The organism is Pseudoalteromonas translucida KMM 520, from assembly GCF_001465295.1.
GTDB classification, from domain to species: Bacteria; Pseudomonadota; Gammaproteobacteria; order Enterobacterales; family Alteromonadaceae; genus Pseudoalteromonas; species Pseudoalteromonas translucida.
The window spans coordinates 654102-676192 of the sequence record NZ_CP011035.1 but is presented as its reverse complement, the minus strand read 5'-3'; the positions used below and the strand labels follow the sequence as shown (position 1 = coordinate 676192).

General features: G+C 39.3%; 17 protein-coding genes. 14 read left to right on the top strand and 3 right to left on the bottom strand.

Going from position 1 to position 22091, the window contains the following annotated elements; translation table 11 throughout:
* The first annotated feature begins 331 nt into the window (after positions 1-331).
* Both PTRA_RS18450 and PTRA_RS18445 read left to right on the top strand, forming a co-directional pair.
* On the top strand, positions 332-1627 hold the full coding sequence (locus PTRA_RS18450; protein ID WP_058375082.1) for a cation:proton antiporter: 1296 nt from the start codon (positions 332-334) through the stop codon (positions 1625-1627).
* Between the two features lie 248 nt (positions 1628-1875).
* On the top strand, positions 1876-3750 hold the full coding sequence (locus PTRA_RS18445) for an FTR1 family protein (RefSeq protein ID WP_058375173.1): 1875 nt from the start codon (positions 1876-1878) through the stop codon (positions 3748-3750).
* A gap of 75 nt (positions 3751-3825) precedes the next feature.
* Here the strand turns inward: PTRA_RS18445 and PTRA_RS18440 are convergent, their stop codons facing one another.
* Positions 3826-4062, bottom strand: a complete 237-nt coding sequence (locus PTRA_RS18440; RefSeq protein ID WP_058375081.1) for a hypothetical protein — start codon at positions 4060-4062, stop codon at positions 3826-3828.
* A 396-nt stretch (positions 4063-4458) separates the two neighbouring features.
* Between PTRA_RS18440 and hisG the strand changes: the two genes are divergently transcribed.
* From hisG to PTRA_RS18410, 6 genes are read left to right on the top strand one after another with little or no spacing between them, the layout of a single operon-like run.
* Positions 4459-5358: an ATP phosphoribosyltransferase gene (gene hisG / locus PTRA_RS18435; RefSeq protein WP_058375080.1), complete on the top strand. Its 900-nt coding sequence runs from the start codon at positions 4459-4461 to the stop codon at positions 5356-5358.
* 5 nt (positions 5359-5363) lie between these two features.
* Entirely contained in the window at positions 5364-6665 is a 1302-nt protein-coding gene (hisD, locus tag PTRA_RS18430) for a histidinol dehydrogenase (protein ID WP_058375079.1), read from the top strand.
* Positions 6655-7764 (top strand): histidinol-phosphate transaminase, encoded by a 1110-nt coding sequence (gene hisC, locus PTRA_RS18425; protein WP_058375078.1) that lies wholly within the window; start codon positions 6655-6657, stop codon positions 7762-7764. The genes hisD and hisC overlap by 11 nt, the downstream gene beginning before the upstream one ends.
* Positions 7761-8822 carry a bifunctional histidinol-phosphatase/imidazoleglycerol-phosphate dehydratase HisB gene (gene hisB / locus PTRA_RS18420; RefSeq protein ID WP_058375077.1) on the top strand — a complete coding sequence of 354 codons (1062 nt, stop codon included), beginning with the start codon at positions 7761-7763 and terminating at the stop codon, positions 8820-8822. The genes hisC and hisB overlap by 4 nt, the downstream gene beginning before the upstream one ends.
* A complete protein-coding gene (gene hisH, locus PTRA_RS18415; protein WP_058375076.1) occupies positions 8819-9409 on the top strand; it encodes an imidazole glycerol phosphate synthase subunit HisH in 591 nt (196 codons plus the stop codon). The genes hisB and hisH overlap by 4 nt, the downstream gene beginning before the upstream one ends.
* Before the next feature lie 33 nt (positions 9410-9442).
* Positions 9443-10186, top strand: a complete 744-nt coding sequence (locus tag PTRA_RS18410) for a 1-(5-phosphoribosyl)-5-[(5-phosphoribosylamino)methylideneamino] imidazole-4-carboxamide isomerase (protein WP_058375075.1) — start codon at positions 9443-9445, stop codon at positions 10184-10186.
* Between the two features lie 92 nt (positions 10187-10278).
* Here PTRA_RS18410 and PTRA_RS18405 read toward each other — a convergent pair whose 3' ends face one another.
* Positions 10279-10818 (bottom strand): cytochrome b, encoded by a 540-nt coding sequence (locus PTRA_RS18405; RefSeq protein ID WP_058375074.1) that lies wholly within the window; start codon positions 10816-10818, stop codon positions 10279-10281.
* A 16-nt stretch (positions 10819-10834) separates the two neighbouring features.
* Positions 10835-11854 carry a catalase family peroxidase gene (locus PTRA_RS18400; RefSeq protein ID WP_237113503.1) on the bottom strand — a complete coding sequence of 340 codons (1020 nt, stop codon included), beginning with the start codon at positions 11852-11854 and terminating at the stop codon, positions 10835-10837.
* Positions 11855-12510: 656 nt separating this feature from the next.
* On the opposite strand from PTRA_RS18400, the gene PTRA_RS18395 reads away from it, so the two are divergent.
* The 6 genes from PTRA_RS18395 to hisIE all read left to right on the top strand — a co-directional run bounded on the left by PTRA_RS18395 (position 12511) and on the right by hisIE (position 22086).
* Positions 12511-13578: an efflux RND transporter periplasmic adaptor subunit gene (locus PTRA_RS18395; protein ID WP_058375073.1), complete on the top strand. Its 1068-nt coding sequence runs from the start codon at positions 12511-12513 to the stop codon at positions 13576-13578.
* A gap of 11 nt (positions 13579-13589) precedes the next feature.
* Positions 13590-16655: an efflux RND transporter permease subunit gene (locus PTRA_RS18390; RefSeq protein ID WP_058375072.1), complete on the top strand. Its 3066-nt coding sequence runs from the start codon at positions 13590-13592 to the stop codon at positions 16653-16655.
* A 263-nt stretch (positions 16656-16918) separates the two neighbouring features.
* On the top strand, positions 16919-17692 hold the full coding sequence (locus PTRA_RS18385; protein WP_058375071.1) for a glucose 1-dehydrogenase: 774 nt from the start codon (positions 16919-16921) through the stop codon (positions 17690-17692).
* A 238-nt stretch (positions 17693-17930) separates the two neighbouring features.
* Entirely contained in the window at positions 17931-20306 is a 2376-nt protein-coding gene (locus PTRA_RS18380) for a diguanylate cyclase domain-containing protein (RefSeq protein ID WP_058375070.1), read from the top strand.
* A 395-nt stretch (positions 20307-20701) separates the two neighbouring features.
* Positions 20702-21475, top strand: a complete 774-nt coding sequence (gene hisF / locus PTRA_RS18375) for an imidazole glycerol phosphate synthase subunit HisF (RefSeq protein WP_011330107.1) — start codon at positions 20702-20704, stop codon at positions 21473-21475.
* The gene (gene hisIE, locus PTRA_RS18370; RefSeq protein ID WP_058375069.1) at positions 21472-22086 is read left to right on the top strand and encodes a bifunctional phosphoribosyl-AMP cyclohydrolase/phosphoribosyl-ATP diphosphatase HisIE; all 615 of its coding nucleotides are present in this window, start codon (positions 21472-21474) and stop codon (positions 22084-22086) included. Before hisF ends, hisIE begins: the two co-directional genes overlap by 4 nt.
* Positions 22087-22091 lie beyond the last annotated feature (5 nt).

The following is a 22091-nucleotide window of genomic DNA, read 5'->3' as shown; positions in this document are numbered from 1 at the left end:
ACAATAAATAATAGCGCGATTTTACGTAAGCTAATCACCAAGGGCAAGTAATTACAAAGTAGTTTTACTTTAATGGTGCTATTTATAAAATAAAATCTTCATTTTAATTATTTACCCTAAATTACCATGACACGTTATTGCTAACTTAGCTTTAAAGTTATGACAACACTATTAACAATTGCTCATTTACTATTAACCAATTGCGCTACTAAGGTTAAATTAAACACCGAATTAGCCTATAAATATTGTGACACTCTAATATGACAGGAGTACCATAGCAGCCTTGAAACTCGCTTTTTGTGTGTCGCTTATAATTAATTAAGGTTAATCTATGAATGCTTGGTACCTCATTTGCTTTCTTTCTGCACTTGCTATTTTTATTGCATTTGCAAATCAATATATTCTTAAAATGCAAACCACTATTGCCATTACCACCGGCTCGGTTGTCATTTCATTATTGTTGATCATTGCCGTTAAGCTTTTGGGCGATCAAAACGCGTTAGCTATGACCCAAATTGTCTCAAGTATTAACTTTAATGAGTTACTTCTTAAAGGCATGCTAGGCTTTTTATTATTTGCCGGCGCACTAGAAATCAACCTGCAAGCACTTAAAAAACAACGCTGGGAAATAACCGTTTTAGTCTTGTTTTCTACCTTGGTTTCTACTTTTATAGTTGGCTATTTAAGTTTTTACTTATTTGCTGCCTTTGGTTGGCCAGTCCCTTTTATCTACTGTTTATTATTTGGTGCATTAATTAGCCCCACCGACCCAATTGCAGTACTGGCTATCATTAAGCAAATGCGGGCACCTGAGGGTATTTCGGTACAAGTTGAGGGCGAATCACTTTTTAACGATGGTATTGGCTTAGTTATATTTACGACTATTTTTTCAGTCGCTTTTTATGGTACAGAAGCAAATTTTAAAGACGTAGCAGAGCTGTTTTTTGTTGATGCCCTTGGTGGTATAGCGTTTGGCTTGGCTATTGCACTGGTTGGTCACTTTTTAATTATTAATAGTCGCGACGTAAATATTCGCTTACTTATTACCCTCACTATCCCAAGCGCAGGATTTGCAGCGGCCAATTTATGGGAAATATCGGGCGCGCTTGCTATGGTAACCAGCGGTATTTTATTAGGCAATATTACTCGCTCTAAAGCCACTGAACGCACAGGACCGGAAGATACCCGTTATGTAAAAGACTTTTGGCATGCCACTGACAGCTTTTTAAATGCGCTACTGTTTTTAATTATTGGCATGCTCATAGTTACCATGCCTATTACACTAAGTGAAATTGGCGTAGGCTTACTCATGGTACCTGCTGTGCTTATAGCCCGTTTTATTAGTGTAGGTGCCCCCTTTGTATTATTTAAACAGTTTAGAAGTTACGACAAGCACAGCGTTAAAATATTAACCTGGGGCGGATTAAGAGGTGGCTTAGCATTAGCCATGGCAGCGGCTATACCCCGTGAAGAAGTTTTTATTGGCGGCTCTGATTTACATAACCTAATTGTTATTGTGACCTATGTAGTGGTGATTTTTTCAATTATTATTCAAGGTTTAACTATTTCACCACTTATTCACAGCAGTATTGCATCTGCAGAACAAAGCAAAAAAACGGCTAATTAACCAATTATTTCACTGTAATTAACTGGTAATATACATGATCAAATAGCGCCTACTCTGGGGCGTATTTGATCTGTTTTATATTATATAATTAATGCTGTTATTTTTTGTTTATCTAGCACAAAACCCTTGAAACGCAAATGAAAACGATTATACTTTTGTTTTTTCATCCGTAGGACTTATCGATGTCCAAAAAGCATCCCTTTTCATTACTTAATGCCCTTTATATAACTCAGCAAAAAATTAATACAATGTTCGTGTTGCTCGTTATAGTCTTTGCGAGCTTTGCTGTTTCTGCATCTCCTAACCAACAAACAAAATTTAAGCAAATAGTACAACTTGCTGAATATATAGGTGTTGATTATGTCGCAGCCGTTGGTGAAGGTGAAGTGCTTGATGCCGATGAATATCAAGAAATGCTTGAATTTTCCAATGTAATAGTTGATCAAGCCAATTTATTATCCAGTCAAGGTAGTGAATTTAATAACATAAAAACGCTTGCTGGTAATTTAAAAGTAACCGTTTACAACAAAGGTAGTGTGGTTGATGTGCGCGCGGTAAGCTCAGATCTTCGTGCCGCGCTGCTTAAATTTATGCCGCAGCTATCCCTACCGGGCTCGCTATTGCCTATTACACAAACTCAAGCTCTGTATCAACAAAATTGCGCTGCTTGTCATGGTATTAGTGGTCAAGGTAATGGCCCGCTTGCTAAAAATTTAACACCAGAGCCAACTAATTTCACCGATGCAGAGCGTGCGCATAATCGCTCTTTAATGGGATTATTTGATGCTGTAACTAATGGCTTAGATAACACCCCTATGGTTGCCTTTACACAGTTTAATGAACAACAACGTTGGTCGTTAGCGTTTTATGTGGGTAGCTTAGCGTTTAAAAATGTAAAGCAGCCAACCAATGTAGAGCAAAATATTAGCGCTGCACAAATAGTTAATCTTAATCCTGCCCAGCTAACGGCAAACTCAAGCGAGGCACAAACACAATACGTGCACTGGCTACGTGGTAATCCTGAGCATTTATTTACTACTAAAAAAGATCCACTTGCTGTTGCCCGCTCGCAACTTATTGCAGCCCAACAAGCGCACGCTCTAGGTAACTATTCTCAAGCCAGTGATTTGGCCATAAGTGCGTACTTAGATGGTTTTGAATTAGTCGAAAACAACTTAAATGCTTACGATGAAACCTTGCGTAAAAATATTGAAGTGCAATTAATGGCGTTGCGTAAAACACTTAAACAAGAAAAAGATACCGCAATAGTAGCCAAGCAAATTACAGCGGCGCTTACTCAGCTTGAACAAGCAGGTAAGCTGCTCAGTAATACTAAATTAACCAACAGCGCTTTGCTCTGGGCTAGTTTGGTTATATTACTACGCGAAGGCCTAGAAGCTTTGTTAGTGGTATTGGCATTAATGACGGTACTTATTAAAACTCAGCGTCAAGACGCGCTTAAATACGTGCATATAGGCTGGATAACGGCACTTATTGCCGGAGGTTTAACGTGGGCCGCAGCACAGTCTTTAATTGAAATTAGTGGGGCCAGTCGTGAAGTAATGGAAGGCGTAGGCGCTATGTTTGCCGCTGTTATTTTGCTTTATGTTGGCGTGTGGATGCACAGCAAAACCAGTGCACAACAATGGCAGGCTTATATTCAAGATAATATTAATAAACGTTTAGAATCGGGAACACTGTGGGGGTTAGCTGGTCTGTCGTTTATTGCTGTGTATCGTGAAGTTTTTGAAACTGTTTTATTTTATCAATCGCTTTTAACTCAAAGCACCCCAGAGCAATATTCATCAATAGCTATGGGCTTTGTTATAGCGCTGGCAATACTTGGGCTGATCACTTGGGTACTGATCAAATATTCAATTAAACTACCAATTGCTAAGTTTTTTGCAATTACCACATATTTACTCTTTGCACTGTCGTTTGTGCTTATGGGTAAAGCAATTACTGCACTACAAGAAGCAGATATTATATCTATTTCAGGCTTGGCAGTTAATATTGATATTGTGTGGCTAGGGGTAAAATCTACATGGGAGGGGGTTATTGCCCAGCTCATTGTAGTTGCTATATTCGCTTTTTACATTTTAAAAGGCAGTAGTAAAAAGTAGTTTTAGGTGTACAGCAAAGGCCTAATTTTAGGCCTTTGCTGTTTTATAGCTGCGCTTAATAACCAGCTTAACAACTTACGCCCACGTATCTAAGTGCGGCGTACCGTCTTCATCTTTTTTAATACCCGAGTTATCAGTATTTTCGCTGATCAGTGAAAGCTTTTGTTTTTTTTCTAACTCACGTTTTTTACGCTCTTCTAACGCAACTTTGTTAGTACTCGGTCCTTGTTTTACGCCCGCAATATAAAAAGCCCCTTTAGGCTCTAGCGCTAAACGCGTAATTGGCCCTAAGTAGGGGATCATAATATCCATACATCCTCCTTCAATACCAAAACCTATTTATGGTATGCGCTTTTAAAGCTTAAGTTAATATACATTAATCCTAGTTTATATCGGCGGTTATAACATATTCTTTAATTATACAAAAAAAGGCTTGCCATATTATGCTGCTTTATGTTTTTATAATACGCACAAATCGAGATACATAACAACACACGTTAACTATACAAACGTTTGTTAAATAGGACAAAAAATGCGCTTAAACCTGACATCAGTACATCACCACCATTCATCGGAATAACCTGTCAGGTCTTTCGCTGAGAGGTTATTCCTAAAAGGAACCTCTGGCGAGTCATAAAAAATTGATTCATTTTCGCCCTGAGGTTCCGCCTCGGGGTTTTTAGTTTTTAAATTAAAGGAAAATGAATAATGAACAACAGTAATCGTCTACGTATCGCCATCCAAAAGGGCGGCCGCCTTTCTAAAGATTGCCAAGAGCTACTTAAACAGCTAGGTATCAAACTTAATCTTCGTGAACAACGCTTAATTGCACATTCAACTAATATGCCAATTGATGTATTGCGTGTGCGCGATGACGATATTCCAGGCTTAGTAATGGAAGGCGTATGTGATTTAGGCATAGTGGGTGAAAACGTACTAGTAGAAGTGCAAGCAGAGCGTTTACGCCAAGGTATCCCAAGCGAAGTAACTAAACTGTCTAAACTAGACTTTGGCTACTGCCGCCTAGCACTAGCGTGGCCACAAGAGCTTGGTAAGCAAGACAAAAGCTGGTTTGAAGGCAAACGCATTGCTACCACCTACCCTGAAATTTTAAAACAGTACTTAAAACGCGAAGGCATTAACGCCAGCACGGTTATGCTTACCGGCTCGGTTGAAGTAGCACCACGTGCAGGCCTTGCTGATGCAATTTGTGATTTGGTTTCTACTGGCGCAACGCTTGAAGCGAATGGTTTAATGCAAGGCGATACTATTTTAGAATCAAACGCTTGTTTAATTCAAAATAAAGACCTTCAAGATGCCGACAAATTAGCACTTATTAATAAGCTTATGCCGCGCCTACGTGGTGTTAGACAAGCTAAAGAAAGCAAATACATTATGCTACACGCGCCAAAAAATAAGCTTGAAGAAATTTGCGAAATTTTGCCTGGCTCTGGTCAGCCTACCCTACTTGCGCTTGCCGGTAGTGATGATTACGTAGCACTGCACATGGTAAGCAGCGAAACTTTATTTTGGGAAACCATGGAGCAGTTAAAAGCCCTAGGTGCTAACTCAATTTTAGTTATGCCTATTGAAAAAATGATGGAGTAAGTAACATGCTTCGTTGGAATGAGGAATCTTCACAAGCACAAGCAGCGGCGCTAACACGCCCTGCAGTTTCGGCCAGCACTAAGGTTGAAGCTATATGTAAAACTATTTTAGCTAAGGTAAAAGAGCAAGGCGACGAGGCTTTACTAAGCATGGCTAAAGAGTTTGATAATAGAGCCAACCCACGTTTACGTGTGCCGCTTGATGAAATAAATGCATCTGAACAGGCGCTCAGTGCAGATCTTAAGTATGCCATTGATACCGCTTATGCAAATGTAAAATGTTTTCATGAAGCGCAATTACCTAAAGATATCAAATTATCGACCCAACCGGGCGTTGTGTGTGAACTGAAATATCAAGCCATCGAAGCTGTTGGTATATATGTACCCGGTGGCAGTGCTCCGCTGCCATCGTCGGTTATTATGCAAGGTGTATTAGCCCAATTAAGCGGTGCAAAAACCGTTGTGCTTGCTACACCTGTACAAGGTGATAAAGCCATTAACCCCGCTATTTTATATGCAGCTAAGTTATGCGGCATTACTACTTTGATAGAAAGTGGTGGTGCAGGTGCAATTGCAGCAATGGCTTATGGTACAGAGTCGGTGCCTAAAGTGAATAAAATATTTGGCCCGGGTAATAGCTTTGTCACTATGGCTAAGCAACTGGTGGCGCAAACTGTACCAGGCATGGCCATTGATATGCCTGCAGGCCCCTCAGAAGTACTGGTTATTGCTGATGAGCGTGCAAATCCAGAATTTATTGCTGCCGATTTACTCTCTCAAGCAGAGCACGGTGCTGACTCGCAAGTTATTTTATTATGTAACTGCGAACGCATTATTGCACAAACTCGGCAAGCGCTTACTCGTCAACTGGCTAACTTAAGCCGCAAAGAAACCGCCGAGCAAGCCTTAGCTAACTCGTCACTTATTTTAGTTGATTCAGTTGCACAAGCGTTTGATGTATCGGCGCAATATGGCCCAGAGCACTTAATTTTACAACTAGCTGACTCAACCCCATACCTAGATAAAGTTAAAAACGCGGGATCAGTATTTGTGGGCGATTATACGCCTGAGTCGGCGGGCGATTACGCTTCAGGAACTAATCACGTATTACCAACCTATGGTTACAGCGCAAGCTATTCTAGCTTGAACTTACTTGATTTTTTTCGCACCTATACAGTGCAAACAATTAGTAAAAGTGGTTTAACCCAGCTTGCAAAAGCTATTTTACCCCTTGCAAATGCCGAGGGCCTTGATGCTCACGCAAATGCGGTTTCAATTCGCTTAGAGGCAATTAAAAATGAGCAATGAGAGCACGCAAGCTAATAGCTTATTACCAGCAAATATTGCAGCGCTTGCTGCCTACAGCTCAGCTAAAAGTGAAAAGTTAAGCGGCACAACTTGGTTAAATGCCAACGAAAGTCCGTATGCTAAAACCATCCAGATGAGTATTGAAGATTTAAATCGCTATCCAGATCCACAACCACAACTGGTTATTGATCGCTACGCTGCGTATGCAGAGCTTGAAAGCGAAAACGTGCTAATGACCCGTGGTGCCGACGAAGGCATAGAGCTTTTAGTACGAACATACTGCGAAAGCGCAAAAGACAGCATTGCACTATTTTTGCCAACTTACGGTATGTATAAAGTTACTGCCGATACCCACAATGTCGCCATTAACGCACTAACACAAGCGCTATTATTAAATGGCAGTGTTGATGAAATAGTAGATGCGGTTGGTAGTTCAAAACTGGTATTTATTTGTAACCCAAATAACCCCACTGGCAGCTTAACCCCACTTGATAAAGTGACAGCAATTGCCACAGCACTTGCAGATAAAGCATTGGTTATTGTTGATGAGGCCTATATAGAATTTTGCCCAGAGCAAAGTGCTACAAAATTAATAAACCAGTTTAGTAATGTAGTGGTGCTACGTACCCTTTCAAAAGCTTTTGCACTGGCAGGCCTTAGAACCGGTTTTACGCTTGCACAAGCAGCAACTCTTGCACCAATTCGTAAAGTAATAGCGCCGTATCCGGTATCTGGTGTAGTAGCGAGTATTGCAGCGCAAGCAATTGCCCCTGACGCAATTACCTCAATGCGTCGCCAAGTGATTATTTTAAACACTTTAAAAGCTAAACTTGTACAGTGGCTAAGTGAATCGCCAGCTGTATTAAAAATTCTAACTGGTGAAGGTAACTTTGTTACTTTAAAGTTAGCCGATAAAAACTATTTTAAAATCGCACTTGAGCAAGGTTTGGTTATGCGCGCTTTTACCTTATATGGTGAAAACGACTGGCTACGCATTTCAATTGGTAGCGAACAAGAACTTAAACAAGTAAAAATTTGGCTCGATGGCCTAGCAGTGCCAACAGCCTCAGCAATTTCAGCACAACAGGAAGTATCATGAGTAACCCCTATTTATTTATTGACCGCGACGGCACCATAATAGAAGAGCCAATTACCGATAAACAGGTAGATAGCCTTGAAAAGCTGGCGTTTTTACCCGGTGTAATGCCCGCATTATTACAATTACAAGCAGCAGGCTATCGCTTAGTTATGGTATCTAACCAAGATGGTTTAGGCACCGATAGCTTCCCCACACAAGATTTTGACCTAGCTCAAGACAAAATGATGGACATACTACAAAGCCAAGGCATTAGCTTTGACGATGTATTAATTTGTCCACACTTTAACGAGCAAAACTGCGATTGCCGTAAACCTAAAACAGGTTTACTTACCGAGTTAATGCGCTCTGGCAAAGTAGATTTAGCGCGCTCTTTTGTAATTGGCGATCGTGAAACTGATATAGGCCTGGCGCAAAACTTATGTTGCGAAGGTATTTTATACGATGGTGATTGGAGTGCAATAGTTACTAAACTAACTACCGCGAACCGCGAGGGCCGCGTTACACGTAATACCAAAGAAACCCAAATAGATGTAGCAATAAACTTAGATCAAACTAAAAACGGCAGTATAGACACCGGCCTTGGCTTTTTTGATCATATGCTTGATCAAATTCGCACCCACGCCAACATTGGTTTAAACATTAAAGCCAAAGGCGATCTACACATAGACGAGCACCACCTTGTTGAAGACATAGGTATTGCTTTAGGTGTTGCACTTAAACAAGCCTTAGGCACTAAATCGCAAATTGCTCGCTATGGGTTTGCCCTGCCAATGGATGAATGTAAAGCCGAAGCTCAAATTGATTTATCGGGTCGTGCTTCGTTTGTACTTAACGCTAACTTTAGCCGCGAAAAAGCAGGCGATTTAGATGTTCAAATGGTTGAGCACTTTTTCAAAAGTTTAAGCGATAACGCCGCAATTAGCCTAATTTTGTCGGTAAGCGACGGTAACTGCCATCATCAAGTAGAGGGCTTATTTAAAGCTTTTTCTCGCGCACTGCGCATGGCAATAGCGCAAGATATTAGCCAGCAAACTGCTAGCTCTAAAGGGTGTTTATGATTGCGATAATAAATACCGGATGCGCTAATATAAACTCAGTGCGTTTTGCCTTTGAACGTTTAGGGCAAACGCCAACTGTAATTACCTCTCCAGAGCAATTAGCGGGTTTTGAGCGCGCTATATTACCCGGTGTTGGTCATGCTTCGGTTGCCATGAAACGCTTAGTAGATAACGGTTGGCAACACGCTATAAACGAATACCAGCGCCCGCTTATGGGCATTTGTTTAGGTATGCAATTACTGTGCGAAAGTACCGAAGAAGGTAACGTGCAGTGCTTAGGTAAAATACCTGGGCATGTAACAGCACTTGATGTAGGCCAACTTACATCACCGCATATGGGCTGGAACAATTTAACCATTAATAAAGAACATGCCTTAACAAAAGGACTAACACCCGACGAGCAAGTGTACTTTGTACACAGCTTTGCGCACACGGTAAACAACGCCACATTAGTAAGTGGCGAGTACGGACAACGTTTTTCGGCCATAGTGGCTAAAGATAACTATGCCGGCATGCAGTTTCACCCAGAGCGCAGCGCTAAAATAGGCGCGCGTTTATTACAAAACTTTATTGATTGGCAGCTATAGGCTGCCCATCATCTATTAATAAAGAGACACACTGTGATTATTCCAGCATTAGACGTATTACAAAATCAAATTGTGCGCTTATACCAAGGCAAATACGAAACTGTACAGTTTTACCCATTCGAGTTAGGCGCGCGTTTAAAAGAATACGCCGACAGCGGCGCAGGTAAACTTCACTTAGTTGATTTAGAAGGTGCCCGCGATCCAAGTAAAAAACAGTGGCAACACATTCAAGCGGCTACAAAAGCACTTAATGTGCCGTATCAAGTTGGCGGTGGCATTCGCTGTGAGCAAGATGTAAGTGATTGGCTAAAAGCCGGCGCAAGCCAAGTGGTTATTGGCTCAATGGCGGTTGAAAAACGCGAACAAGTTAAAGCCTGGATTGAGCAGTTTGGCGCAGAGCACTTTGTTATTGCCCTTGATGTAAATAAAACAGCCTATGGCTGGGCACCGGCAACCCATGGTTGGCTAACTGAATCTGAGTTTGGTTTACTTGAGCTAGTAGATTTTTATGCTAACTTAGGTGTTATTGATTTTTTATGTACGGACATCAGTAAGGATGGCACCATGACCGGCCCATCGTTCGCGCTGTACGAGGATTTAATTAAGCATAACCCAACTATTAAAGTACAAGCATCTGGTGGCGTAAGTTCTCTTGATGACATTAAAAAGCTCAAAGAGCTGGGGATTGGCGGTATTATTTTAGGTAAATCACTGCTCGATGGCGCATTTAGTGTCGAGCAAGCGTTAGCATCTTATACCAACTCTGATAATGATTAAATAAGTATAGCGAGACGAAAAAAGCACATAAACGTTATTTTATGTGCTTTTTACAATTGTATTTAATACTGCAGTGCTAAGTTAATAATAAGTTATTTATTTTTACCCGGTAGCATAGATGATAAAACCCCATCCTGCTTAAGCAAACCATGGTATAGCGCTGCGCTCACATGCATAAAAATCAATAGCAGGAATAAAACCGCTATAATTGCATGCGATTCACGCAAAAAGCCATAATAACTTATATTCTTCTCAAGTAAGTTTGGCAGGCTGAACAAGCCAAAAAAACTGATATTTCTGCCATCTGCATTTTGCATTAACCAGCCCGATATTGGCATTAGAATCATCGTTGTGTATAACCCTAATTGCGTGAGGTGCGCCGCAAGTGCTTGTGGTTTTGCAACGCTACTGGGGAGTTTAGGGCTAGTAGTAAGCGCTTTGTTTATTAATCGAATACATACTAAAAACAATGCTAAAACCCCAAACGACTTATGTAATAACACTGCCTCTATTTGCCAAACAGCTAAACTTTGCACCATAGATAAACCTAAAAACAACATCGAAATAATTAATACTGCCATTGTCCAATGAATAAGCATACTGGCTGGTGAGTACTTAGTTACTGTTTTCATACTACATTCCCTATTATTAATTATTTAAAAGTACTTCTTTAGCACGACGACGAAATGACTCAGCGTAACTAGATGCTCTGGCACGTAAAATAGGATCTGCAGTTGGCTCAATGCCTATAGGTAAAACAAGTGGATCAAAGTTCATATTCGCACATTGGCCACCCTCTTGTGCTTGAAAACGTGTAATAGCAACTGTACCTGCGTTAATTGATTTACGTGACTCTGGCCACAAAATAGTAGGATTATTTTCATCATCACTAGCATCTGCAAAGGTAAAAATAAGATCAAACTTAATCGGTCCAATTGCTAATTCATCACTTAATTGCTGCTGTAGTGCATCATTAGAATCTAAATCAATTTGTGCACTGCTTTTAGCAGTACTTTGCGGCTTAGCAATCCAACGTACTGCCCGTTTTTTACCTTGCTCATCTACAAGGTAAAAAGCATTGATACTGTTGTAGGTTTCAGTAGCAAAACTATGGGTTGGCACATAACTGGCTTTCCATTTATTAAACGCTGCGCTTTCTGGGTGAGCGTCAAAGAATGCTTTTATTTTTTCGGGGCTACGTTTTTTTGTTACTGGGTCGGGTGATAGCGCTTGTAATTGCTCAAAAAAAGCAGTTGGTGTAGCCACTGCCATTACTGGTGGTGTGTTCATTGCCACACGCCATTCTTGATTAGCATTTGCAGTTAATGTAAATGCTAAACTACGCACGGGTGCTTTTAAGTCAGGCGCGGTAGGGTTGTTTCCTGCAACTGAAAAACGCCCTAAAAGTGGTGTGGAACCCAAGTTAAAAATTTGTGCTTGTGAATAACTAGCTAAAGCGCCGTTTGATTCAAATGACCCCGCTATACAAATGCCCTTGGCATGGGCGCGACGAAAAGTAGGGTGAGGATTTCCCCCTTGCTGTAAGTTTACAAAGCGTTGGGCTGTAACCCCACTACTAAATACGCCGCCAAAATACAGTATAGTAGTAGCAAATAGTGAAATAATGATAAGCAGAGCAAGCTTACGAAATATATTGGGTTTTTTCATATTTTTAATAACATCTTTATATTGAAGGATAATTACATTTATCTGTAATTTTAAAAACGGATTACTAGCACTTAACAGACCTGACTAAGGCAAATTTAATTTCGTGAACATCACTAATTATTTTTATACTCATATAGTTAAATTTACGATCACAGACTTGCGAGTCTTGACCAAACTTTTTAATCTTTGCCTGCTAATCCGTTAAAGTAACAACATCATAAAAATTGGTTTTATCTCGCTTGCAATATTAACGCTGTATCTTATTGATATTGTTTTATCAACTGAGTGTACGTTTGAATTACATAATCATACAAAATAAAACACTAACATACAGATATATTAACGTATTGAATTTACAATGTTATTCTTAAAATATGCGCTAAAGTACACTCCTTATAAAGCAAATATTAATTTAACATTGTAATAACAATTATAATTGCAGTATTAGGCTTTATAGCGTTTACTTCTAATAACAGCATAACTACACTCAATCGATTTGGTACAATTATTCAAACTCGTTGGGAAGGTAATAAAAGTAATGGTGATACCCTTATAAACAATAAGGTTAGCAAGCTCGCCAATAGTTACACAATTTGTTGTAAGTTTACCGATTTATATAATTTAAGCGTACCTGATTTTTATAAAAGGCATAAAATATGAATATGAAACACGTAGTAAAAAATCGATATACGCTAAGCATTGCATTAGCAGTACTACTGTCGGGCTGCTCTGAGCCTGAAGTAGATACAAAAATTGAAAAGGCTCCAAAGCCAGTTAAATTAATTACCATTAAAGATACTGCGCAATCAAACATTCTCACTTACCCTGCCACTGTCGATGCGATAAAAAGCTCAAAGCTGGCGTTTCAGGTTGGCGGTAAAATAGAAAAACTCAATGTCATTGCAGCGCAATCCGTATTAAAAGGTGACGAACTGGCATCGTTAGAAAAACGTAACTTTGTTAACGAAGTAAACTCTACAAAAATACAGTATGAAACAGCTAATAATGACTTTAATCGCGGAATTAAACTCTCTAAAGATGGCGTAATTTCGGCTAGAGATATAGAGCAGCTAAAATCGAAAAAAGAGGTGGCTCAATCTCGCTATGACTCAGCAAAAAAAGCACTAACAGACAGCACTTTAGTTGCCCCTTATGATGCAATTGTAGCCGCTGTACCCGTAGAAGCGCTGGAGAATGTAAATGCGGGCCAACATATAGTTACTTTATTTGGTAAAGGCGAAATGGAAGTGGTTGTTAATATTCCATCTTCTATTGTTGCCACCGTTGACTCGCGCACGGGCAGCCGTGCCTTTGTACTTTTAGAATCAGCTGCTAATACTCCTATTCCTGCTACATTTCGTCGCGCTAATTTAGAAGCTGATACGTCTAGCCAAACTTATGAGGTTAGGTTTTCATTTGCTGTACCGCAAAATCTAAATATTTTACCAGGCATGAATGCCAGTTTACGTATCGAGTTTGATAATAAATCGACTAAAAATGAAATTACTCTGCCTACATTTGCTATTTTTGAAGAAAATGGCCAGCACTATGTATGGACAGTAAGTGAATCTATGATCGTGAGTAAAACGGTTGTCACCTTAGTAAACGGTATTGGTGAAGAACTTGTTGTTACCAGTGGTATAAAAGCCGGCGATGTAATTGTTGGTGCTGGTGCAAATTATGTAACCGATGGTATGAAAGTACGCGCTTGGACTAAGTCATAGGAGCTTGAGTAATGGATTTAGCAAAGTGGACTATTAATAACAAACTAATTAGTACCATAATTATAATACTGACGTTAGGCTTTGGCTTTTCTTCATATAAAAACATGGCACGATTTGAAGACCCTGAATTTATAATTCGTACCGCACAAGTATTTGTTCCTTATTCTGGTGCAAGCCCTTTAGAGGTAGCTCGAGAAGTAACCGAGCCTTTAGAGCGTGCAATTCAAGAGCTGCAGGAAATTGATACCATATCGTCTACCTCTTCATCGGGTATGTCTGAGATCAAAGTTGAGATTAAATCGGAGTTTTCGCCGACAAAGTCTGAGCTACAGATTATATGGACCAAACTAAGAAATAAAATTAATGATGCTCGCCCTTCCCTCCCACCTGGTACAGGTACACCGCAAATCTATGATGATTTTGGCGATGTATATGGTTTAAGCTATTTAATTACAGCCGAGGGTTACTCCCCTGATGAGCTGCATGCTTACGCTAAAAACCTGCAAAGTGATATTTTACAAGTTAAAGGCGTTGCTAAAGTAGCCATGACCGGTGTTCAACAAGAAGGTATTTTTGTTGAAATAGCCCGTGAAGATTTGGCCACTTTAGGTAGCTCAATCAGTAATATTTATTCAATTTTAGATAAGCAAAATACAGTAATAAGTGCCGGTAATACGCAAATTGGTGATCAACGTATTTTTATAGATCCAACCGGCTCTATTAATTCTATTGAAACAATACAAAATCTATTAGTGAGCGCCACCAATGACGGTAAAGCTATATATTTAAAAGATATTGCTAATGTATATCGTGGTTTTCAAAGCCCAGCAACTAAACTTGTACGTTACAACGGGCAACCGGCAATTTCTTTAGGCGTTGCCAGTGTGCTTGGTACTAACGTTGTTAAAGTGTTTGAGCGCGTAGATGAGCGCGTTAAACAAGCAGAAAACGTGAGACCTATTGGTATTACAGTGCATGAATATTATCATCAAGGTAAAGTTGTTCAGGCATCAGTAGATAATTTTGTAGTAAATGTAATTGTGGCACTAATTATTGTTGTTGTTACTTTACTTGTGTTTATGGGGCTGCGCTCTGGGCTTGTTATAGGTGCAGTATTACTACTGACTATTTTTGCCACCCTAGCAACCATGGACTTTAGCGGCATACCCATGCACCGAATTTCACTTGGGGCGTTAATTATTGCTTTAGGGATGATGGTTGATAATGCCATTGTTGTCACCGAAGGAATACTGGTTGGTACCAAACAAGGACGCAAAAAGCTAGAAATTGCATCTGAAGTTGTAAAGCAAACAAAGTGGCCCTTATTAGGCGGCACTTTGGTAGGTATTGTGGCCTTTGCACCTATAGGTTTAGCGCCGGGTGATACTGCCGAATTTACTGGGCATTTATTTTGGGTTATTTTAATTTCTTTACTTTATAGTTGGTTATTTGCAATCACCCTTACGCCACTATTTTGTTTTTGCTTGTTTAAAGAACAAGATAAAGACACATCTACAACGGCTAAGCCTAATATGATTATGGCGGCATACCAATCAATTGTTGTTAGCTCGCTTAATCATCGCTGGCTAACCGTTGCTGTAGTGATATTTACTTTTAGTGCATCAATGTGGGGATTTCAGTTTGTAAAGTCTGGTTTTTTCCCAGCCTCTACAACACCACAAATGGTAGTAGATTTTTGGTTACCGCAAGGAACCGATATCGAAAAAACCAAAAAAGATATGATCAAGCTTGAATCCTTTATTCAACAACAAGAGAGTATTGAGGGCGTACAAACTTTAATTGGTGGTGGCGGTTTACGATTTATGCTTATTTATGGGGCAGAATCGCCAAACAGTTCTTACGGCCAAATATTAGCTAAAGTAGATGATTATAGAGTGCTTGATACTATGATCCCTAAAGTACAAGCGTATATAGATGACACCTTCCCAGAAGCGCAAGGCAAAGTATGGCGTTTTGTAATGGGACCCGGAGGTGGTTCTAAAATTGAGGCTACATTTAAAGGGCCAGAACCCGCCGTTATTCGTGAGTTATCCGATAAAGCGAAAGCAATCATGATTGAGGACGGCGGTGCCCTCTCAATTAAAGATACTTGGCGCCAACAAGTAAGGGTTATTGAACCGCAATACTCGCCAATTAATGCCCAGCGTGCAGGTGTAACACGCAAAGCAATTGCTGAAGCGTTACAACAAAACTTTTCTGGTAAAATGGTTGGTCAATATAGAGAAGGCGAAGAATTAATTCCTATTATTGTTAGAGCTCCCCTTAAAGAGCGCTCAAATGTTAATGATATAGGCAACATTCAAATTCCTAGCCAAATTACAGGCAAAACAATCCCATTAGAGCAAGTTACTAATGGATTTAAAACCGTATGGCGTGATGGTATTTTAAAGCGCGAAGATAGAATGTGGACAATTAAGGCACAAGCCGACCCACTTCCTGGGCAGCTTGCATCTGAATTATTTAATCGAGTAAGGCCACAAATAGAAGCGATTGATTTACCTGCCGGTTATACACTGGAGTGGGATGGTGAGTATGGGCAATCAAAAGAGTCAAATGAAATGCTTGCATCAACACTACCACTTGGTCTTTTAGCCATGGTGCTAATTGTAGTGGTGTTATTTAATGCTTTAAAACAACCTATTATTATTTGGCTTGTGGTACCGCTGGCCCTTATAGGCGTGGTATTTGGCTTGGTAACAACTCAAACTCCACTTGAGTTTATGGGGATACTAGGATTGCTCTCTTTATCTGGCCTACTCATTAAAAACGCTATTGTATTGGTTGATCAAATGGATAAGGAAATTAAGCAAGGTAAACCACGTTATGATGCCATTGTAGATTCGGCTAATAGCCGAGTAAGGCCGGTAATGATGGGAACACTCACAACAGTACTTGGGGTAATACCGCTTTATTTTGATGCGTTTTTCCAATCAATGGCGGTTGTATTAGTATTTGGCCTACTCTTTGCCACATTACTAACCTTAATTGTTATACCTGTGCTTTACGCTATTTTTATGGGCGTTAAAAAAGATGAACGCACGCCAGTTAATGCCTAAGGGAATTAACTAAATATTGCAAAGTAAATAAAATATACGGCCAGCTAATGTAAAATATTATCTGGCCGTATACTTTTATCATACCCAATCTACTGCATAAGACGTGCGCTCTATAACTGATGATATGTAAATAGATTCATAATTTGCATAAAGTGAGTATCAGCTCACATACATCTGCAGTAATGTATTTTAATATTCAACCTGAGCTCAGATTATTTAAACTCATGTTTTAAACAATTACTGTTAATTAAAAGAGGTAAAATATGAAAAACTCACTTTTATTAGATTTGACAGATAAAACAGCCATTGTTACTGGTGGCGCACATGGTATTGGCCAAGCAAGCTGTAAAATGTTAGCCGAAAATGGCGCTAATGTGGTTGTTTCTGATTACGACTTTGAAGGCGCACAAGCAACAGCGGATGCCATTAATGCTGAGGGTTATAAAGCCATCGCTTTAAAATGCGATGTGACCAAAGATGAAGATCTCGTAGCCTTAGTTGAAAACACCATAAATGCATTTGGCAGCATCAGCGTACTAGTTAACAATGTTGGCGGTGGTGGTGCAGGCAAAGAAAGTCCTTACGATATTGAAGTAGCACAGTTTAAACACGTATTTGATATGAATGTATTTAGCATGTGGCGACTTTGCCAGTTAGTGGCCCCCCACATGAAAGATAGCGGTTATGGCAGTATAATTAATATGTCTTCTATGGCGAGCGTTAACAACAGCCCAGCTATTAGTGCCTATGCTTCATCAAAAGCGGCTGTTAACCATATGACTAAAAACCTTGCTTTTGACTATGGCCCTGAAATACGCATTAATGCTATTGGCCCGGGTGCTGTACGTACTGATGCACTTAAAAAAGTACTTACCCCTGAAATAGAAAAAAGAATGTTAGCTCATACTCCTTTAGAGCGCTTAGGTGAAGCTGAAGATATTGCCGGTGCAGTACTTTATTTTGCAGCGCCTATTTCAAAATGGGTAAGTGGACAAATACTCTTTGTAAATGGTGGTGGTGTACAAACACTTGATTAAAAGCTGATTTAGCTAAGCTATTTAAACTCTAGTTATAGGTAAGTGCAGCAATGGCACTTACCTAACCCACCATTTTAATACTATTCAAGTTAAAAGAAATCTCCAATTAATAGCACTAAAATAACCTAAATCGATATTTTTCAGTTAAGCATTTAATGGTCAACACTATATTTGTATACTATACTTAAGTTATTCATAAATAGGCCCTTAGAGCTTATAATCAAGGTGAGGGAGCACATTGACTAATCATTTAACGCTACATTTTGTAACGCCAGAAATGCTCAAAGCAGCGGTGATCACAGCCAAATATGACCCCATACTTGTTTTAGCATCTGTATTTACAGCGGTATTTTCATCTTATATTTCATTTTTGCTTTCTGCTCGTATCAAAGGCGCGCAACTTAAAAATGAAAAGCTTTTTTGGATCTTACTGTCATCTTGCTTTTTAGGTGCTGGTATTTGGGCAATGCATTTTGTTGGCATGTTAGCCTATCAACTCCCTATTCCTGTCAGTTACGATATACCTATAACACTCCTTTCAATTTTACCCAGTATATTTGCTAGTTATTTTGTTATATCCCCTAATTTACAACGTTTTAAACACTTATGGTTTAGAAGTGTACTTATGGGCTTAGGTATTGGCAGTATGCATTACGTAGGTATGATAGCCATGATAATGCCAGCGCATATGGCTTATGAACCCACCCTATTTACGCTCTCTGTATTTATTGCCGTAGTACTTTCGGGCTTAGCTTTAAAAATAAATGAATTACGCCAAACAACGCAAAATAAACAAAAACGAGTTAACTTCTTAGCAGCGCTGGTAATGGGCAGTGCTATTTCGGGTATGCATTATATTGGTATGCTCTCTATGAATGTATTTGAATCGAGCCATACAACCTACCTTGCAAATGATAACAGTGCAGAGCTTGCACAAGTGATTATACTTGTAGTGCTAGTATTGAGCTTATTCTTAGTAGGCAGTATGGAATTACGTGCCCGAAGCTTGTTATCGGCAAAATTAAAAGCAGTACTAAATACAGTGCAAGACGTAGTGATTTGCTTTGATCGCCAAGGCATTATCGAATTTGCTAACCCTGCAACCGCTAAAGTATTTGGTTTTGAACAACAGGCATTAATTGGCAAAAATATTGCTATATTGCTGCCAAAAAAGCATGCAAAATTTTATCATTCATTTAATGAAGAGCAATCCAGTTTTGGAAAAAGCCAATTATTACAAGGTTGCAATAAATGTGGGCAAGTATTTCCCATAACAATCGCAATCAACCCCATAAGCGAGTTATCTAACGCCCCTTTGGTAGCTACAATTAAAGATTTAACCGATATTCAAAATCAAGAAGCCTTTACACAAACTATATTTGATACCCTACCTAACATTTTGTTTATTAAACAAGCGAAGAACCTAAATTATAGCCATGTAAATAAAGCCGCTGAAAAGTTACTTGGTAAATCACAAGAACAGCTTATTGGACTAAATGACTTTGATATATTTCCAGCAGAGCAAGCAAAGTTTTTTGTAAAAGCAGATCGCAAAGTATTGAACTCCAACAATTCGATAACAATTAACGAAGAGCCCGTAACCATAAATGGAACAACTCGCTATTTACGTACTCATAAAGTGATTATAAAAGATAGTATGGGTAAGGCTAAATTTTTGCTTGGTATTGCTGAAGATATTACTGAGCTCAGAGAAGCTAGAGTTGAGCTAGATAGCTTGCATCATCGAATAGCATTAGCAGCAGATGCGGCTAATGCGGGCATATGGGAATGGAACTTTAAAACCAATGTGCTTATTTGGGATGACTGGATGTACACTCTTTATGGCATTAAAAAGAGTACTTTTTCTGGTAATTATACTGCATGGTCTAAAACAATTCATCCAGATGATTATGATGATGTTACGAATAGGCTGACCAAGGCAATAGCAGCCAATGAAAAGTTTCATGCCGAATTTAAAATTATACTGCCCTGTGGAGCAATACGTTATATAAACGCTGATGGTCGAGTATATGGTGATAGTATAGTCGGTATTAATTTTGATATTTCAAAGCGTATTATCGCTGAAAAAGAAGTACTGAAACTAGCTCAAACCGATTATTTAACAGGGCTTGCAAACCGTAACACCCTGATAAATTTTGCTGAGTGTGAGTTTAGCAAAGCTAAACAAGAGAACACTAAAGTGGCATGTTTATATTTTGACTTAGATAAACTTAAGCCAATAAACGATACTCACGGCCATATAGTAGGCGACTTTGTATTAACCGTAATAGCCGACCGCTTAAAGGATATTACCCGTAAAACTGACTGTATCGCGCGTATTGGCGGGGATGAATTCGTTGTTATAAGCACCAATATTGAAAGCCTCAACCAAATAGAAAAACAAATAACCAGATACTTAAATGCTATTGAGTTACCTATTGTGTTGCAACATAACGAACTCTTAATTACAGTGAGTATTGGCTATGCGCTATATCCCGACGAAGCAGCAAACTTAGATGAGTTGCTTAACAAAGCGGATAAAAGAATGTATGAACATAAAAGTAAAAAGCGTGCGCATGCCAATAATAGCCAACCACAAGTCAATTTAAGCTGAACATTTAATTATAACAATACATAATCTAAATGAGCTGAACTGAAAATTTAAAATATTCCTACATCTTCACTATGTATATTCTAAAAAGCGTAACGTTAGCGGCTGCTTATAACCCGTTTATTATAATTTAACACATTAATACAGCATGTAATTAGCATCCGTAAACTCTCATTTTTTATTATTTATACAAGCCTCTAAATAGCTTTAAAAGTAATTAACTATAATATATTTCGCCTATAAAAAACGCTTAGATATATATATACTGTAGGTAATTATTAATATCACTTTTGCCGACAATAATGTTTTTGATGTTATTGTTATTCATGCAAAATATTAACGAAAAGAATAGTAGCTATGATTTTTAAAAATAAACACACTACCTGCGAGACCTTCCCATGTTATCAAAACGTATAATTCCATGTCTCGACGTTAAAGACGGCCAAGTAGTCAAAGGCGTAAAGTTTAAAGGCCATGAAGTAGTTGGTGATATTTTAACTATGGCAAAAGCTTACAGCGAGGCCGGTGCAGACGAACTTGTTTTTTACGAAATTAGTGCCAGCGTTGAAAAACGCTTACTCGATGTAAATTGGGTAGAGAGTATTGCCCGCCATATTGATATTCCTTTTTGCGTGGCAGGCGGTATTAAGTCGGTTGCCGATGCAGCTCGCGTACTTGAACGCGGCGCAGACAAAATCAGCATTAACAGCCCTGCTATTGCCCGCCCTGAGCTAATAAAAGAGCTGCACGATGAGTTTGGTAAGCAATGCGTTGTGGTCGGTATAGATAGCTTTTACGATGAAGTGACCGGTGAATACTTAGTATACCAACTTACTGGCGATCCTAATGCGTCAAGCCGTACCCGCTATAAAACGCAAGAATGGGTTAAACGTGTACAAGATCTTGGTGCTGGCGAAATAGTATTAAACTGTATGAACCAAGACGGCGTACGTAACGGTTATGATATTGAGCAATTAAGTAAAATACGCGAACTGTGTAATATTCCTCTTATCGCCTCAGGCGGTGCTGGATCTATGCAAGATTTTGTAGATGTGTTTAAACAAAGTGAAGTTGATGGCGCACTTGCAGCCAGTGTTTTTCATAAAAATGTGATTAACATTGGTGAACTAAAGCAATTTTTAACTAATAACCAAGTGGCAGCAAGATTATGATATTAACACTCGACACCCAAACTCAAGTTGATTTCACTAAAAGTGAAATGATCCCTGCTATTATTCAAGATGCACGCTCTGGTGTTATTTTAATGCAAGGCTTCATGAACAGCGAAGCACTTAACGTGACATTAAAAACTGAAAAAGTAACCTTTTACTCGCGCTCTAAAGAGCGTTTATGGACCAAAGGCGAGTCATCGCAAAACTATTTAAATGTCGTGTCAGTGCATACCGATTGTGATAACGATTCTATTTTGGTACTAGCAAACCCACAAGGCCCAACGTGTCATTTAGGTACGCAAAGCTGTTTTGGCGATGATGCAAAACCAAGCCTAAGCTTTTTAGCGCAACTTGAAGATGTTATTGTAGCGCGTAAAAACGACGACCCAGCTAAAAGCTATACAGCGTCTTTGTTTGCAGAGGATTTAAGCCGAAGTTGTCAAAAAGTAGGCGAAGAAGGCGTAGAAGTTGCCCTTGCAGCAATGAAACACGATAACGATGAGCTAACAAACGAGTCGGCTGATTTAATTTATCACCTTACAGTGTTATTACAACGCCAAGGCTTAGCCCTTGAAGACGTAGTTAAATGCTTAATAGGTCGCCATAAGTAAGTTGT

Bases quoted from the DNA above. Each gene is read 5' to 3' on its own strand.
- PTRA_RS18445 (WP_058375173.1), top strand. From the start codon at position 1,876: ATGTTCGTGTTGCTCGTTATAGTCTTTGCGAGCTTTGCTGTTTCTGCA.
- hisG (WP_058375080.1), top strand. From the start codon at position 4,459: ATGAACAACAGTAATCGTCTACGTATCGCCATCCAAAAGGGCGGCCGC.
- PTRA_RS18405 (WP_058375074.1), bottom strand. From the start codon at position 10,818: ATGAAAACAGTAACTAAGTACTCACCAGCCAGTATGCTTATTCATTGG.
- hisD (WP_058375079.1), top strand. From the start codon at position 5,364: ATGCTTCGTTGGAATGAGGAATCTTCACAAGCACAAGCAGCGGCGCTA.
- PTRA_RS18450 (WP_058375082.1), top strand. From the start codon at position 332: ATGAATGCTTGGTACCTCATTTGCTTTCTTTCTGCACTTGCTATTTTT.
- PTRA_RS18400 (WP_237113503.1), bottom strand. From the start codon at position 11,854: ATGAAAAAACCCAATATATTTCGTAAGCTTGCTCTGCTTATCATTATT.
- PTRA_RS18385 (WP_058375071.1), top strand. From the start codon at position 16,919: ATGAAAAACTCACTTTTATTAGATTTGACAGATAAAACAGCCATTGTT.
- PTRA_RS18390 (WP_058375072.1), top strand. From the start codon at position 13,590: ATGGATTTAGCAAAGTGGACTATTAATAACAAACTAATTAGTACCATA.
- hisH (WP_058375076.1), top strand. From the start codon at position 8,819: ATGATTGCGATAATAAATACCGGATGCGCTAATATAAACTCAGTGCGT.
- hisB (WP_058375077.1), top strand. From the start codon at position 7,761: ATGAGTAACCCCTATTTATTTATTGACCGCGACGGCACCATAATAGAA.
- hisIE (WP_058375069.1), top strand. From the start codon at position 21,472: ATGATATTAACACTCGACACCCAAACTCAAGTTGATTTCACTAAAAGT.
- hisF (WP_011330107.1), top strand. From the start codon at position 20,702: ATGTTATCAAAACGTATAATTCCATGTCTCGACGTTAAAGACGGCCAA.
- PTRA_RS18395 (WP_058375073.1), top strand. From the start codon at position 12,511: ATGAATATGAAACACGTAGTAAAAAATCGATATACGCTAAGCATTGCA.
- PTRA_RS18440 (WP_058375081.1), bottom strand. From the start codon at position 4,062: ATGGATATTATGATCCCCTACTTAGGGCCAATTACGCGTTTAGCGCTA.
- hisC (WP_058375078.1), top strand. From the start codon at position 6,655: ATGAGCAATGAGAGCACGCAAGCTAATAGCTTATTACCAGCAAATATT.